Source organism: Cellvibrio japonicus Ueda107, from assembly GCF_000019225.1.
GTDB classification, from domain to species: Bacteria; Pseudomonadota; Gammaproteobacteria; order Pseudomonadales; family Cellvibrionaceae; genus Cellvibrio; species Cellvibrio japonicus.
The window spans coordinates 634492-649549 of the sequence record NC_010995.1; the positions used below are offsets into that span (position 1 = coordinate 634492).

The following is a 15058-nucleotide window of genomic DNA, read 5'->3' on the forward strand; positions in this document are numbered from 1 at the left end:
AACGTGAATAAGGTTGTGCAACTGGCATAATATTCATCTGGGGCAACTTCTGGTAAAACAGACATTATTGGTGTGCAATGTTAATTGAGTCGCGCTTTTTATTGGGTTTGGATAATTCCTTATTGATAGCGAGTGAGTCCTACCAATGCCAATTGCAGGCAGAGGTACTTGCTGCGCTTGATGCCTTGTCTGCACGTGCTGCGGCAGCCGGTTTTTCTGTGCGTGTTGCCAGCGGCTATCGCAATTTTGCGCGGCAATTATCGATCTGGAATAACAAGGCAGAAGGTAGGCGCCCGGTATTGGATGACCGCGGTGAGCCACTGGATATGGAACGCCTGAGTGAGCGTGAAAAAGTGTTTTCCATTTTGCGTTGGTCGGCATTGCCTGGTGCTTCGCGCCATCATTGGGGCACGGACCTGGATATTTATGATGCGTCGCGAATGCCCGCGTGTTATGAGGTGAAATTGACGCAGGCAGAAACCTGTGGTGATGGTGTTTTCGCAGCGTTTCATCGCTGGCTGGATACGCAGCTGCAAGCGCCTGATGCTGTTTTTTATCGGCCTTATGCCCATGATCGCGGCGGTGTAGCGCCTGAGCCCTGGCATCTGAGTTACGCGCCGGTTGCGCAGCAATATGCGCGTGCATTGACGCTTGATGTATTGTACGAACAGTTGCTGCACACCGATCTGGCTTTGAAAGAAACGGTACTGGCCCATCTGCCAGAAATTTATTCGCGCTTTGTGCGCGTCGACCATTAACCCTTGCCAGGATTTATCACCTTGAGCATGTCTGCTTCCCCCTCGCCTGATCGTGCAGGTATTCGCGGTTGGATGTTATTTGACTGGGCTGCCCAGCCATTTTTTACCGTAATCATCACGTTTATTTTTGGGCCTTATTTTGTCTCCCGCCTGGTGGCGGACCCGGTCACCGGCCAGGCATTTTGGGGCTATACCATTACCATTTCCGGCGTGGTGATCGCACTGTTTGCGCCGGTATTGGGCGCGATTGCAGATGCCTGTGGCCCGCGCAAACCCTGGCTGGCATTTTTTGCGCTGATCAAAGTCTCGGCGCTGGTATCCCTGTGGTGGGCTGTGCCAGGCAGTGATCTGTGGTTGCCAATGCTGGCGATTATCCTGGCGACGATTGCCGCTGAGTTTTCGATCGTTTTTAACGATTCGATGATGCCGCGCCTGCTCAGCCAGCGCGATATAGGGCGGGTATCCAACCAGGCCTGGGGCTTGGGGTATATCGGTGGACTGGTCGTCTTGTTCAGTGTGCTGCTGTTGCTGGCGGGTAATCCGGAAACAGGTAAAACCCTGCTGGGGATTGCGCCGTTGTTTGGGCTCGATCCGGCCCTGGGGGAAGATGCGCGTATCACCGGTCCCTATGCGGCACTCTGGTATCTGGTATTTATTGTGCCGCTGTTTATCTGGACCCCCGATAGCCGCATTGGGCGCCCCCTGGGCGCGGCAATCCGCAGTGGCATGCAGGAGTTGCGCTGCACACTGGCGGAGCTTAACCAGCGGCGCGGCCTGTTGCGTTTCCTCATCGCACGTATGACCTACCAGGACGGGGTGAATGGCCTGCTGGCGTTGGGTGGCACCTTCGCGGCCGGTATGTTTGGGTGGCAGACACTGGAAATGGGGCTTTACGGTATCCTACTGCTGGTTGTCGCTATCGGCGGCTGTTTTTACGCGGGGCGCCTGGATGCCCGCCTGGGCTCCAAACGGGTGGTGCAAGTGGCCCTGGTGATATTGCTGGTGGCGACCCTGGGCATTATTTCCACGGGGCCGGGGTATACTCTGTTCGGCCTTATGCCTTTGTCATTGGCGGATACTGGTGGCTCCTTTGGCACGGCAGCAGAAAAGGCCTATATCCTGTTCGGGCTGCTCATCGGCCTGGCGTTTGGTCCGGTACAAGCCAGTTCCCGCTCTTATATGGCGCGCAGTGTGGGGGTGGATGAGGCGGGGCGCTACTTTGGCATCTATGCTCTTGCCGGAAGGGCGACAGCGTTCCTGGCGCCCATGAGCGTAGCCAGTTTGACGCTTTATACGGATTCAGCGCGTATCGGTATGGCGGCATTGATTGTGTTTCTCGTGTTGGGGTATGCCATTTTACGCAGCTGCCCTTACCCGGCAACGACATCCCCCGCAGCGGAGCGCGCGGGCCGCGGCCACTTACAGCCTGAGTGAAAGATATGATCCTTGATGTATCCCTGAATACTTCCCCGGACCTTGATGTCTGGGCCGAGATACGGGCTGAGGCGCAAATATCCAGTGCCGAAGAGCCGGTATTGGCCAGCTTTTATCACACGACCATCCTCAACCATGGCAGCTTTGCGGCGGCCATCAGCTTTCACCTGGCCAATCAACTGGATAGCCAGGCAATACCGGCGATGATGATTCGCGAGGTCTTTGAGGAGGCGATGCAGGCTGATCCGACCATCGAAATTGCCATGCGCGCTGATATCCGCGCCCACCGTGAACGCGATCCGGCATGCAGCCGCTACTGCCTGCCCTTCCTGTTCTTCAAGGGCTATCACGCCCTGCAATCCTGGCGCGTTGCCCATTGGTTATGGCAGCAGGGGCGCAATTCCCTGGCGCTGTATTTCCAGAACCAGATTTCGCAAACCTTCGATGTGGATATACATCCGGGCGCCCGTATCGGCTGCGGCATTATGATCGACCATGCCACCGGGGTGGTGATCGGTGAGACGGCGGTCATCGAGGACAATGTATCCATGTTGCACAGTGTCACCCTGGGCGGGAGCGGCTGTGCCAAAACCGATCGGCACCCCAAAATTCGCCAGGGCGTCCTGATCGGTGTCGGGGCCAAGATCCTGGGCAATATCGACATTGGTGAAGGAGCCAAGATAGGTGCAGGCAGTGTTGTACTGGAATCCGTGGCACCTCACACAACGGTAGCGGGGGTGCCGGCCAAGCCCGTCGGTCGGCCCAAAGGCGATGCACCGGCGCGCGATATGGATCACCTGCTGGGCGACGATGGCTGATCAGCCCTGGTTGTGGCGCGGTAGGTCGTGATTATCGTGCCCATCCAGTAGCCAATTCAACACAGCCTGTCGGCTTTTGAGCATGGTTTCGTAATGGGCGATAAGCTGGGTGTTGGGCTTGGGTTGTAATTTCATAGCGGCAAGGCGGTCGAGCAGAAAGGCGATATCCCGTTCTACCTTATCGCGGTTAATCAAGGCGTCCGCCTGATCGGGGTTGTGGTCGGGCTGGAGGGGAAGCATGGCGATGTCCTGCAGGCACGGGGCTTTGAGTATGGTAGGCCGTAGTTGACCGCGCCAGTGATACCCAAGAACAAATGGTTACAACCCTTAGTGTGGATATTGCAAATTCAGAGTCCGCAATGAGCTTGAATAGGCGGGACCGAAAAGTGAATGAGTAATCGGTGCTATTATCCTGCTACGACAGCTTAAGGTTTTCCCATCATGAGCAGCCCTGAATTCGATATTATTTTCCGCGGTGATATTGTCATCGGTCACCAGGTAGCCGATGTCAAAAACAAACTCCAACAGCTCTTCAAAACCGATGCGGCCCGTGTTGATGCCCTGTTTACCGGACGGCCCCTGCCACTTAAACGCAACCTCGATGAGGTAAGCGCACATAAATACCGCGAGATATTGCTTAAGGCGGGTGCCCTGGTTGAGGTCGTTGCTGCGGGTAAATTTGCACCGCCGACAGCGCCTTTACGCCCTGCATCTCCCGCTGCCGCCGCGCCTGTCAAAACGGGTTGGACGCTGGCTCCCGTGGGAACCCATTTGCTGGAGCCTTCCCAGCGCAGGTTGATACAGCCGCTGGCCGTAGATACCAGCCACCTGAGCCTGCGCGCCCAGGCGGGCAACCTGGTGGATCAGGCAGAAGTGCAACCTGAACCGATTGCGGAGGTCATAATTCCTGCTCTGGCTGTAGCTGACCTTGGGGCAGACCTGTTGGATGCCGATGAAAAATGGGAGCTGCCACTACCGGAAATTGAACTGGAAGATTGGGGCATAGCTCCCCCCGGCATCGATCTGCTCACTGAGGATGAGCGAACGGTGGTTGTTCCGGTTGTCGTCGACGTCAGCAACATACAACTGGCTCCTGCCGGCAGTGACCTGGGACAACTCAAATCACAACAGCCGCCGGTTAATCCGGATATCAGTCATCTCACATTGGTCGATAACGGCTGAGCTTCTTCGATTTTCTCAAGTTTCACCAAGGAGTATTTATGAAACTGGCTCTTAAAATCCTGGGCGCATTGATTGCACTGCTGATATTGGCGGTAGTGTTACTGGTTACCCTGGTCAGTCCCAATCAATTTAAACCGCACATTGAAGCCGCTGCCAAAGAGCAGGGTATTGCCCTGCACATGGGTGACCTCGGATGGGCCTTTTGGCCCAGCATTGGTGTAAGCCTTGCGGATATCACCGTGGCGGCGGTGGAAACGCCGGAAAAACCGATCGCCGAATTAAAAAATGCCAGCTTGATGCTGGCGCTGATGCCGCTGTTCCGCGGTGAATTCCAGGTCGACCATGTCGCGGTTGATGGGGCGCAAATCCATCTTGCAGTTGATAAGCAGGGCAAAGGCAATTGGGAGGCACTGAGTCAATCATCTACTCCGGAAAGTAGCGAAAAAGCCCAAGTGCAATCCCAAACACAATCCCAGGCAAGCGAGGCCAAGCCCCTCAACCTCGAAGTGGAAAAAATTAGCCTGACAAACAGTGCGCTCGATTATCACGATGAGAAAACCGGGCAAATCATTAACCTGCGCGATTTAAATATTGTGCTTACCGGTGTCAATACCCAGGGTAACCCTTTCGACGCACAACTGAGTTGGCTATTGGAACTGGTTCAAGCCAATACGGATAAATTGCAAGTGAAAGGCGAACTGAATAATCGTGTGACGCTCGATAAGGAATTCAACAACCTGCAACTCGATGATGGCCAGTTGCGCCTGACCCTCACGCAAAAATCCTCGGCAGATATAGCGCTGGATTATCAGTTAGCGGTCAAGGATCTGCAGAAAGACATGAGTTACCAGGGTAAATTACAACTGCTATCGTTGAATGCACGCCAGGTACTGGCAGCCTTGGGCACCCGTCTCGACACAGCGAACAGTGATGCACTTAAACACGTCGCGTTGGGTACCGCTATCAAGGGTGATACCAAACAGGTTGCTTTGGATGATCTGCAATTAACCCTGGATAAAACCCGCTTTACCGGTAACCTGGCCGTTACCGACTTGGCCACCAGTGCGCTAAAGCTTAAGCTAACCGGTGATAGCATTAATGTAGATGATTATCTTCCCCCGCCCAGTGAAACACCCGCTGCTGCGCAGCAAGCAGCAGCGACAGAAGATACTCCCTTGCCATTGGAAGCACTGCGAGGACTGAACCTGGATGCAGAGTTCGCCCTGGCCAGCATGCGTTTCAATAAGATGGCACTTAGCAACATCGACCTGAGTGTTAATGCCAAAAACGGCGTGATCCGCCAGAAGCTGTCTGCCAATGCCTACCAGGGCGATATTCAGTTCAACAGTAATACCGATGCCCGTACTGACAAGGCAATAATGAACTTCGATGGCGGTGTGCAAGGCTTTGAATTGGCGCCCTTGATCAAAGACCTGGAAATTGATGAAAACCTGGGACTTAGCGGCGCTATCCAGGCAAAAGCCCAGGGCAATACCCAGGGTGCCAGTGTGAATCAACTCATGGCAGCCATGAACTCCACCGCCAATTTCTCGGGCGCACAGGTGCGCTTGTCGCCGTTGAATATCGAACAGAAATTCTGTGAGCTGGTTAATCTGGTTACGCAAAATACCACAGAAGTAAATTGGGATGCGTTTACCGAAATGCGCCAGCTCAATGGCAACATTGTTTGGCGCGACCAGGTGATCAACCTGGAAAGCTTTAATGCCGGTGTCTCCCAATTGCTGCTCACCAGCAATGGCAAAATCAACCTGGCAACCGACAAGTATGAATTTAAATTGCCCATCAAATTGGCAGAAGCCAGTGAAGCCGCCAGCCTGAAAGGTTGCAGCCTGACGACAACCAACTACTGGGTTGATCGCGGCCTATCGCTATTGCGTTGCAAAGGATCATTCGGCGCTATCAATCCGCTCAAAGACTGCGGCTTTGACAAGAGCGCCCTGGGCGACCTGACCAAGGATTTTGCCGAGTATAAACTGCGCGAAAAACACGGCGATAAAATCGATGCGGCAGAACAAAAACTGAAAGACAAAAAGCAGGAATTGCTGGACAAAGCCAATGAAAAGCTGGGCGGAGAAGGTACCGTGAACAAACCGGCGGATTTGCTCAATAACCTGCTCAAGAAAAAGCTGGGTACCCAATCGTCCAGTGCTGAATCTTCGGTGGCTGCTGAGTAAGAGGTGCTCTTTTATTGAGTCACTTATCTAGTTGCGCGATGGAGTATGTGTAATGATTTTATGGTTTGGTGATCGATGAAGAGTTGCATTTAAAATTTGATCAATAAAAACCAGGAGATGATTTCGGTAAATCGTTTCCTGGTTTTTTTGCAGCTAGTGAGAAGTTTTTTTATTGTGATTTTTTGCTAACTGTTACTGGCAAGCACTAAATTGTTAATGTGTATAAATATCTTGTTGATTCCATTGCTGATAGGGGCGGATAAAGTTACTTCAACCATGTCATCAATGACATTTAGAGCAGTAGCCAGGACAAGCATATTGCCTACCATGATATAAGCTGATTTGTCATCAAGGTTGTTAATCGCATTTCTAAAAGTGCTCATACTGTTCTCCTTAGTTGTTACATTTTATGAGAGTGGATTTGCATGCTTTAACTTTATTTGAATCTCCTGCTGCCGCTGATATGCATGTGTCGTAATTGTTCAAGCAGGAATCAGTTTTAGCTTGTTGAAATGCTGTGGCAACATTCGCTAGAGCTTTTTTATCCAATTCTGCTTTGACTGCAGCACCTACTGCCTCAGCCTTTGCTTTTTCTGCTTTTGCCTTCTCATTCTCGGTGTTGATCATTTCCGATATTTGTTTAATTACCGCGTCTTGACTATTTTTAAATTCTTCGTCAGTTATCCAGCCATTAGCCCGGGCTTTACAGTTGCTGGATATAAACTCTCTAGCCAAAAGTACTATTTGGGTACGCCCCGCTAGCTCAAGTGCTGTTGTTGATGCATCAGATGCCCCTTTAAGGCCAAGTGCATTTGAAACACTTCCTGATGTACTGTCTTCTCCCGTCTTGGTTGATGCACTTGCTGACTGCGAATTAGAAGCTTCCAGTGCAAGTTTCAATGCATTGGACATCGCAATATCTGGGACTGGCTCGGAGCAAACAATATAATCAGCATCTTTTTTTCGTACATCGATAGTTCTGAGATTTGCTGGTATTGAATATAAATCACCTTTGTCGCCAATCGCTTTAGAGGATATATGATTCGCTTTTTGGGGTGAAAGTATTGAGCATGCGGATAAGCCTATAGCTCCAATCAGCATTAGTATTTTTCTCATGAGGTTTCTCCTTGAGTTGAGTGGTGATTATATTTATCAGTTGGTGATACTTTGGACGGTTCTGAAAAAAAGAATATTTATAAAAATTAATAATGTCCGTATGACATACAATTAAAATAACTCTCAGGATTTATATCACACCTAAAAATTACTCACCATTACACGACTTCAACAGCCTATTGCTTAATGGTGTACAAATTTAGAAAATTTTATACATTTGTTTGATTTGGCATAACAGAATCCTTGTATAGAATTAAAAAGGTAAATCTACATTATCGTTTCCTGCAAAGCAGCAATAAAAAACGGGAGCCTCGGCTCCCGTTTTTGGTTGTGGTGGTAAGTGCGCAATCAACCCGAGCTGGTGCCGCGGGTTACCAGGTGGCCTACCAGGGCGACCAGGCGGTCGAGGGCGAAGCCGACCAGGCCGACGTAGATGAGGGCGAGGATGATGTCGCTGATGCGCGATGAGTTCCAGGCGTCCCAGATGAAGAAGCCGATACCGACACCGCCTACCAGCATTTCTGCGGCGACAATGGCAAGCCAGGAGAGGCCTACGCCGATACGCAGTCCCGAGAAAATATAAGGTGCGGCGGCGGGGAGCATGATTTTGTAGAAGTATTGCCATCCGGGTAGCTGGATGACGCGCGCGACGTTGCGGTAGTCCATGGGGATGTTACGCACGCCGACCGAGGTGTTGATGATGATCGGCCAGATGGAAGTGATAAAAATAACGAAGATGGCAGAGGGGTGGCTGTCCTGGAAGCCGGCGAGTGAAAGCGGCAGCCAGGCCAGGGGAGGGACGGTGCGCAGCACCTGGAATATCGGATCGAGTCCGCGCATGGCCCAGAGCGATTGGCCTACTAAAATGCCCAGTGCTACACCGGCAATGACAGCCAGGGTATAACCCACTGCCACTCGCTTTAGGCTGGCCAATATTTGCCAGCCCATCCCGACATCGGTACCTCCATTGTCGTAAAACGGGTTTTCAATCAGGTAAATGGTTTCCTCGATAACCTGGCTGGCCGACGGTAGGTTGGAATCGGGTCTGGAACAAATAATTTCCCATAACCCTACCAGCAGGGTGATCATCATCAGCGCGGGTACTACGCGTACCAGCAGGTAATTACTGATTTGCGCAAACCGTTGGCTGGCTGTTTTCCTGGTGTCGGTACCTGTTGCTGATGAGGTGTAACCGGCTTGGGATGTGGCACTGGAGTGACTCATGACTTTATCTCCTTAGGCCAGGTATTTAATGGCCAGGCTATCGAGATAGGCTTTGGGATTTTCCGGGTCAAAGACTTTGCCGTCGAAAAATGTTTCCACGCCACGCGAACTGCTTGCTGGAATATCAGCAGCCGGGACACTGAGGTCGGCTGCTGCTTTACGCCACAAATCTTCGCGATTGACTTTATCGACCAGTGCTTTGGTATCGGTATTGGCTGGTAAGTAGCCCCAGCGAATATCTTCGGTGAGGAACCAGAGATCGTGGCTTTTGAATGGATAGGACGCCTGGTCTGCCCAGTAACGCATTTGTTCGGGACTGTTTTTGACAACGCGGCCAGTGCCGTAATCAAAATCGCCTTTCATGCGGTTGATGATGTCTTTAAACGGTGCGCCAATCCATTTGCGGTCAGCGCAAATTTTTGCAACCTCTTCGCGGTTTTCCGGTTTTTCGCAGTACATTTGCGCTTCCATGACGGCCATCAATAAGGCATTGGTTGCATTGGGATTTTTATCGACCCAATCGGCGCGCAGCGAGAGGGATTTTTCCGGGTGATTGTGCCAGAGCTCACCGGTAGTCAGGGCGGTATAACCAATTTTTTGGTTAATCAATTGTTCATTCCAGGGTTCGCACACACAGAAGGTGTCCATACTGCCGACTTTCATATTGGCGACCATTTGTGGTGGAGGAACAACGATGGTGGAAATATCTTTGTTGGGATCTATCCCCGCTGCCGAGAGCCAGTAGCGCATCCATAAGTCATGGGTGCCGCCGGGAAATGTGACGGCGGCATTGACGGCTTTGCCTGAGGCTTTTTTCGCTGCGATGGCTTTTTTGAAACCGCTGGCATCCAGGCCAACTTTTAAATCAGCATATTCCTTACCAACAGAAATGCACTGGCCTGCAAGGTTCAGGCGTAAGAGGTTATACATAGGAACCTGTTGCTTGTTGGCGGTTACAGCACCTGTCGCAATCAGGTAGGGCATGGGCGTGAGAATGTGCGCGCCGTCGATGCCATTTTTATCCGAGCCCAGTACCAGGTTATCGCGCGTGGTTCCCCAGGAGGATTGTTTGAGCACTTCCACACCGGTCATGCCGTATTTGGCAAAGAAACCTTTTTCGGCAGCAACAAATAATGGAGCGGCATCGGTTAAAGCGATAAAGCCAAGCTTGGCCTTGGTGGTTTCTAGGGTGCTGGTGGCAGCATAGGCAATGCTGCGTAAACCGCTGGGTAGGATGCCCAGAGCGGCAGCACCACCCAGTGCAGTCAGGCTGGTCTTTAACAGTTTGCGGCGATTCATCTGTGTCGGCGAAGTCTTGTCGGTGGTCGGGTCTTGCGTATCGGGAATATTTTTGTTGTCCATGGTTGAGCCTCGTATTCACTGAACGATAGGGTTGCAATCGGTATGGTCAAAACAGCAAGAGAAAGAGAGCCGGCTACGCAATAATCGCAACGCATAAACAGTGCCAGTTGTTGGCGTGACAATTAATTTTTTTAAAAAGGGTATGAATGCGAATTGTTTTGAAGGGTTTTGTTTTTTGTTGGTGCGTATTTTTTGTGGCTGATAAAAATGTGCACGCCGGTGGTGATTTTTTTATCCAATTTATTCCTTGTTTTGGTGCTTGCAAAAAATGATATTGGGGTCAAAAAGCGAAAATGCACCAGGGTGAACACCTGTTGGACGCATCTTTGTGCATAGGTCGCGCCTTTTTCTGGTGCAAATGAGATTCTTCCTCTGGCTAAGGGTGTTCGCCTCGGCGTCCCATTCGGTTTAGAATCGCCGCCCAATCCGTTAGGGCATCTTGTGTATCACTTATGGCATCCACCAATACCGCTTTTTCCAAAGCCATCCTGGCCTGGTTTGACCGCCATGGCCGCAAGCACTTGCCCTGGCAGCAGGGCATTACCCCTTACCGTGTCTGGCTGTCCGAGATCATGTTGCAGCAGACCCAGGTGACGACGGTGATTCCCTATTTCGAGCGCTTTGTGGCGCGCTTTCCCGATGTCCAGTCCCTGGCGGCAGCGCCAATTGATGAGGTATTGCACCTGTGGACGGGGTTGGGCTATTACGCGCGCGCGCGCAACCTGCACCGCTGTGCACAGACGGTGGTCAGTCAGTACGGTGGTGAGTTTCCCGGGACGGTGGCGGAACTGGCCGATTTGCCCGGCATAGGCCGCTCCACCGCCGGGGCGATTGTGAGTATCGCCTTTGGCAAGCGCGCAGCTATCCTCGATGGCAACGTCAAGCGGGTGCTGGCCCGTTACCACGCGGTGGAGGGCTGGCCGGGCCAGACGGATGTACTCAGCACCCTGTGGGAGATTGCCGAAACCTATACCCCGAAAACCCGCGCTAACCATTACACCCAGGCGATGATGGATATGGGCGCAACCCTGTGTACCCGCAGCAAACCCCGCTGCGAGCTCTGCCCGGTGCGCGAGGGATGTATTGCCCATGCCCAGGGGAATCCGCAGGACTATCCGGGCAAGAAGCCCAAAAAAGCGTTGCCGGAAAAGTCCGTACAGCTATTGATGGTGCGCGACCCGGCCGGGGATGTACTGCTGGAGCAGCGCCCGGCCCAGGGTATCTGGGGTGGACTCTGGAGTTTTCCCGAGCTGGCCCTGGAACAGGATGTGGAAGCCCATGCGGAGCGGCTGTTTGGCTCCCTCGCCAGCCTGGAAACCTGGGATAGCTATCGCCATACTTTCAGCCACTACCACCTGGATATTACCCCGGTGCTGGTACAGCTGAACCGGGTACATAAAGCGGTGGCGCAATCCGGTTATCACTGGTACAACCCCCATCAACCGGATGAGCTGGGGTTGGCGGCCCCGGTGAAGAAGTTACTGCAGCAACTGGCGCAGCTTGATCCCCGCGCCGGTGCGACATCCCCAACCAGGCCTTCTGCAACCAAGGCCAGATCCAGGAGATAACCCATGGCACGTATGGTGTTTTGCCGCAAATACAAACAACAATTGGAAGGACTGGACTTTCCGCCCTATCCGGGTGCCAAGGGGCAGGATCTGTTCGATAACGTTTCCAAAAAAGCCTGGCAGGAGTGGATGGCCCACCAAACCATGCTGATTAATGAAAAGCGTTTGAATGTGATGGATATGGGTACCAAGGTGTACCTCACCGAGCAGATGCATAAATTCTTATCCGGCGAAGGCTATGATCAGGCGGACGGTTATGTGCCGCCCAGCAACCAATAGGATGTGTTGGCCTAACAAAACTTAATCCCAAGCTGCTAATGGTTGTTTTGACAATATTGATATTGTAAGACTAGTATACAAGTTCATTGATTTATGATTTCTATAAGAAAATGAGGCTTGATATGCAGCTCTTTTCGAGAAGTGCCGGGGATACCGCCGGCTCTCTTTCCTATTCCCACTGTTGGCTTATCCTTGTCTTGGTGCTTGGCCTGATGCTGGGGGCATGCAGTGATCGTCCGGGGGATGCCGCTCAGGCATCGCAGGCAGCCGATACCAGCCCGCGTGAGCGGATACTGCTCAACAGCGGCTGGCGTTTTATGAAGTACCCCGAGGGCAAATCCGATGCACTGATTTACGATGTACGCCCCGAGGTCATTAATGAGAACGATGCCAAGGACGCCGACAGCAAACCCACCGAAGCAGTCTCTGTTGAGCGCAACCAGCAGGTGCTCAAGCCCTGGATATTGCCCAGTGCCAACCCCTTCATTGCCGATCCGGCCAAACACCATACGCGTCCTCAAGGTAACCCCGGTGGGGATTTCCCCCTGGTGCAGGCCGACTTCGATGATAGCCAGTGGCAGATGGTGAACCTGCCCCACGACTGGGCCATTGCCGGGCCTTTCTATGAGGGTGAACCGGCGCTCGTCGGCGGTGGCATGGGGCGCTTGCCCAGCCCCGGTGTGGCCTGGTACCGCAAAACCCTGAATATTCCCGCCAGCGATGTGGGCAAGCGCCTGTTCCTGGATGTGGAGGGTGCCATGTCCTATGCCATGGTGTGGGTCAATGGCCAATTGGCCGGCGGTTGGCCCTATGGCTATAACTCATGGCGCCTGGACCTGACCCCCTATATGAAAGCCGGGGCCGATAACCAGATCGCTATTCGCCTGGACAACCCCAATCACTCAGCGCGCTGGTATCCGGGCGGTGGCCTGTATCGCAATGTCTGGCTCACCAAAACCCAGGCTGTGCATGTGGCCCAATGGGGGACACGGGTAACGACGCCCGAGGTATCCAGCGCCTCTGCCCGTATTGCGGTGGATGTGACAGTGGACAACCAGTCCCTCAGAGATGTCACCCTGGTCACCACCACACACATCTACGCCCTCAATACCCGGGGCGAGCGCGAGGGGGAGAGCCTGGGGCAGGTGATCACCGGGCCGCAAACCCTGGCGGCGGGCAGCTCGGCCTTGCTGAGCGGTGAGCTGCGCCTTGCCAATCCGCGCCTCTGGGGGCCATTGCCCCAGCAAGTGCCGAACCTCTACCTGGCCCACACTTCGGTTTATGTGGGTGAACAGTTGGTAGATACCTACGACACCCGCTTTGGTATTCGCCAACTGGAGTTTCACCCCACCAGGGGCGTGTTGGTGAACGGTGAGGCGATTTATTTGCAGGGTGTTAACCAGCACCACGACCTGGGTGCCCTGGGCGCAGCCTTTAACCGTCGCGCTGCCGAGCGCCAGTTGGAAATACTGCGCGAGATGGGCGTCAACGCCATTCGCCTGGCCCATAACCCGCCTGCGCCGGAGCTGCTGGAATTGACGGATGCCATGGGCTTTTTGGTGGTCAACGAGATTTACGATTCCTGGGAGCGCAAAAAAACCGCCCACGACTTCCATTTGATCTTCCCCGATTGGTACGAGGCGGACCTGCGCTCGCTTATCCGCCGCGACCGCAATCATCCCTCGGTGATTATGTGGAGTGTGGGTAACGAAGTGGGTGAGCAATACACCGATGAGGCGGGAGCGGTAATTGCGCGCCGCCTGCACGACATCGTCAAAGAGGAAGACAGTACCCGTCCCACGGCCGCTTCCTTCAACTATGCCAAGCCCCAGATGCCCATCACTGCGGTGATGGATACCATTAGCCTCAACTACCAGGGTGAAGGCATTCGCAATGCACCGGCCTACAGCCACTTGCAGGGCATACGCACGGAACCGCTTTATCCGGCGTTCCACGCGGCCTTTCCCGACAAGGCGATTTTCAGCAGCGAAAACGCGGCAGCGGTGAGTTCGCGCGGCGAATACCTGTTCCCGGTGGTGGATGGCATCAGCGCGCCTGTCGCCGATGGTGCCGGCGGTGACCCGGTGCGCCACCAGGTCAGTGCCTATGAACTCTATACCGCGCCCTTTGGCTCCTCTGCTGACAAGGTATTGGGTTCCCTGGCGCGTCACCCCTATGTGGCGGGCGGGTTTATCTGGAGCGGTTGGGATTACCTGGGCGAACCTACGCCTTACTATGCTGCGCGCAGCTCCTATTTTGGGGTGATCGACCTGGCGGGCTTCAAGAAAGACCGTTTCTACCTCTACCAGGCCGCCTGGCGTCCGGAGTTGCCTATGGTGCATATACTGCCCCACTGGAATTGGCCAGGGCGCGAGGGCCAGGTGACCCCGGTACACCTGTTTACCTCGGGTGATGAAGCCGAGTTGTTCCTCAATGGCCAATCCCTTGGGCGCAAACAAAAAGGCGAGTACGAATACCGCCTGCGCTGGGATGAGGTGCTTTACCAGCCGGGTGAATTAAAATCCGTGGCCTATAAGGACGGTAAACCCTGGGCCGAGCAGCGTGTGCAAACCACAGGCCCTGCTGCTGCGATCAAACTTGAAGCTGACCGCGCGCAGATTGGCAGCGCTGGAGTGGATTTGTCGTTTATTACCGCCAGCATTCGCGATGAAAATGGTTTACTCAATCCGCTCGCGATGAATGAACTCCGCTTTAGCCTGGAAGGGCCGGGGGAAATTGTCGCCACCGACAATGGCGACCCCACCAGCTTTGTGCCCTTTGTGTCACACCAGCGCCCCGCGTTCCATGGTTTGGCGTTGGTCATCGTGCGCGCCACGGGGCCGGGAAAAATTACCCTGAAGGCGACCAGCGATGGATTGGCGGCCGGCGAGTTGGTTGTGCAGGCTACGCCTTAAATTTGCAGCCAATACGCTTGCTTGAAAATTTAAAAAATAGTAGACGCGATCGCGCTGTGTTTTGTGCGATTGCGTCTAACACTTGATTTCGATCGTCTTTACTCTGAGACCTGATTCAGACTTTGAGTACTCCATCAGCATAACGATTGACACCTCGACAACCCGGCCGCTAGGTTTAGGCAAAAATCCAATCATAAATACGCGTCA

13 protein-coding genes are annotated in these 15058 nt (G+C 53.4%); 8 read left to right on the plus strand and 5 right to left on the minus strand.

What is annotated here, in order from left to right; all coding sequences use genetic code 11:
• Positions 1-77 precede the first annotated feature (77 nt).
• From CJA_RS02540 to cysE, 3 genes are read left to right on the plus strand one after another with little or no spacing between them, the layout of a single operon-like run.
• Positions 78-758, plus strand: coding sequence for a M15 family metallopeptidase (locus CJA_RS02540; protein ID WP_012486200.1), 681 nt, complete (start codon positions 78-80; stop codon positions 756-758).
• 27 nt (positions 759-785) lie between these two features.
• Positions 786-2192, plus strand: coding sequence for an MFS transporter (locus CJA_RS02545; protein ID WP_041550962.1), 1407 nt, complete (start codon positions 786-788; stop codon positions 2190-2192).
• Between the two features lie 5 nt (positions 2193-2197).
• Positions 2198-3010: a serine O-acetyltransferase gene (cysE, locus tag CJA_RS02550; protein WP_012486202.1), complete on the plus strand. Its 813-nt coding sequence runs from the start codon at positions 2198-2200 to the stop codon at positions 3008-3010.
• Here cysE and CJA_RS02555 read toward each other — a convergent pair whose 3' ends face one another.
• Positions 3011-3250, minus strand: coding sequence for a hypothetical protein (locus CJA_RS02555; protein WP_012486203.1), 240 nt, complete (start codon positions 3248-3250; stop codon positions 3011-3013).
• A gap of 201 nt (positions 3251-3451) precedes the next feature.
• On the opposite strand from CJA_RS02555, the gene CJA_RS02560 reads away from it, so the two are divergent.
• Both CJA_RS02560 and CJA_RS02565 read left to right on the plus strand, forming a co-directional pair.
• Entirely contained in the window at positions 3452-4192 is a 741-nt protein-coding gene (locus CJA_RS02560) for a hypothetical protein (RefSeq protein ID WP_012486204.1), read from the plus strand.
• Positions 4193-4230: 38 nt separating this feature from the next.
• Entirely contained in the window at positions 4231-6387 is a 2157-nt protein-coding gene (locus CJA_RS02565; RefSeq protein WP_012486205.1) for an AsmA family protein, read from the plus strand.
• Positions 6388-6572: 185 nt separating this feature from the next.
• On the opposite strand, the gene CJA_RS02570 is transcribed toward CJA_RS02565, so the two are convergent.
• From CJA_RS02570 to CJA_RS02585, 4 genes are all read right to left on the minus strand, one after another.
• The gene (locus CJA_RS02570) at positions 6573-6770 is read right to left on the minus strand and encodes a hypothetical protein (protein WP_012486207.1); all 198 of its coding nucleotides are present in this window, start codon (positions 6768-6770) and stop codon (positions 6573-6575) included.
• 10 nt (positions 6771-6780) lie between these two features.
• Positions 6781-7503: a hypothetical protein gene (locus CJA_RS02575; protein WP_041550964.1), complete on the minus strand. Its 723-nt coding sequence runs from the start codon at positions 7501-7503 to the stop codon at positions 6781-6783.
• A 348-nt stretch (positions 7504-7851) separates the two neighbouring features.
• Complete coding sequence (ntrB, locus tag CJA_RS02580) at positions 7852-8727, minus strand: nitrate ABC transporter permease (RefSeq protein ID WP_012486208.1); 876 nt, start codon at positions 8725-8727, stop codon at positions 7852-7854.
• Between the two features lie 12 nt (positions 8728-8739).
• A complete protein-coding gene (locus CJA_RS02585; RefSeq protein WP_012486209.1) occupies positions 8740-10089 on the minus strand; it encodes a CmpA/NrtA family ABC transporter substrate-binding protein in 1350 nt (449 codons plus the stop codon).
• Positions 10090-10541: 452 nt separating this feature from the next.
• On the opposite strand from CJA_RS02585, the gene mutY reads away from it, so the two are divergent.
• The 3 genes from mutY to galB all read left to right on the plus strand — a co-directional run bounded on the left by mutY (position 10542) and on the right by galB (position 14851).
• The gene (mutY, locus tag CJA_RS02595; protein ID WP_012486210.1) at positions 10542-11657 is read left to right on the plus strand and encodes an A/G-specific adenine glycosylase; all 1116 of its coding nucleotides are present in this window, start codon (positions 10542-10544) and stop codon (positions 11655-11657) included.
• Between the two features lie 3 nt (positions 11658-11660).
• Positions 11661-11936: an oxidative damage protection protein gene (locus CJA_RS02600; protein ID WP_012486211.1), complete on the plus strand. Its 276-nt coding sequence runs from the start codon at positions 11661-11663 to the stop codon at positions 11934-11936.
• Between the two features lie 122 nt (positions 11937-12058).
• Positions 12059-14851 carry a beta-galactosidase GalB gene (galB, locus tag CJA_RS02605; protein ID WP_012486212.1) on the plus strand — a complete coding sequence of 931 codons (2793 nt, stop codon included), beginning with the start codon at positions 12059-12061 and terminating at the stop codon, positions 14849-14851.
• The last annotated feature ends 207 nt before the right edge of the window (positions 14852-15058 follow it).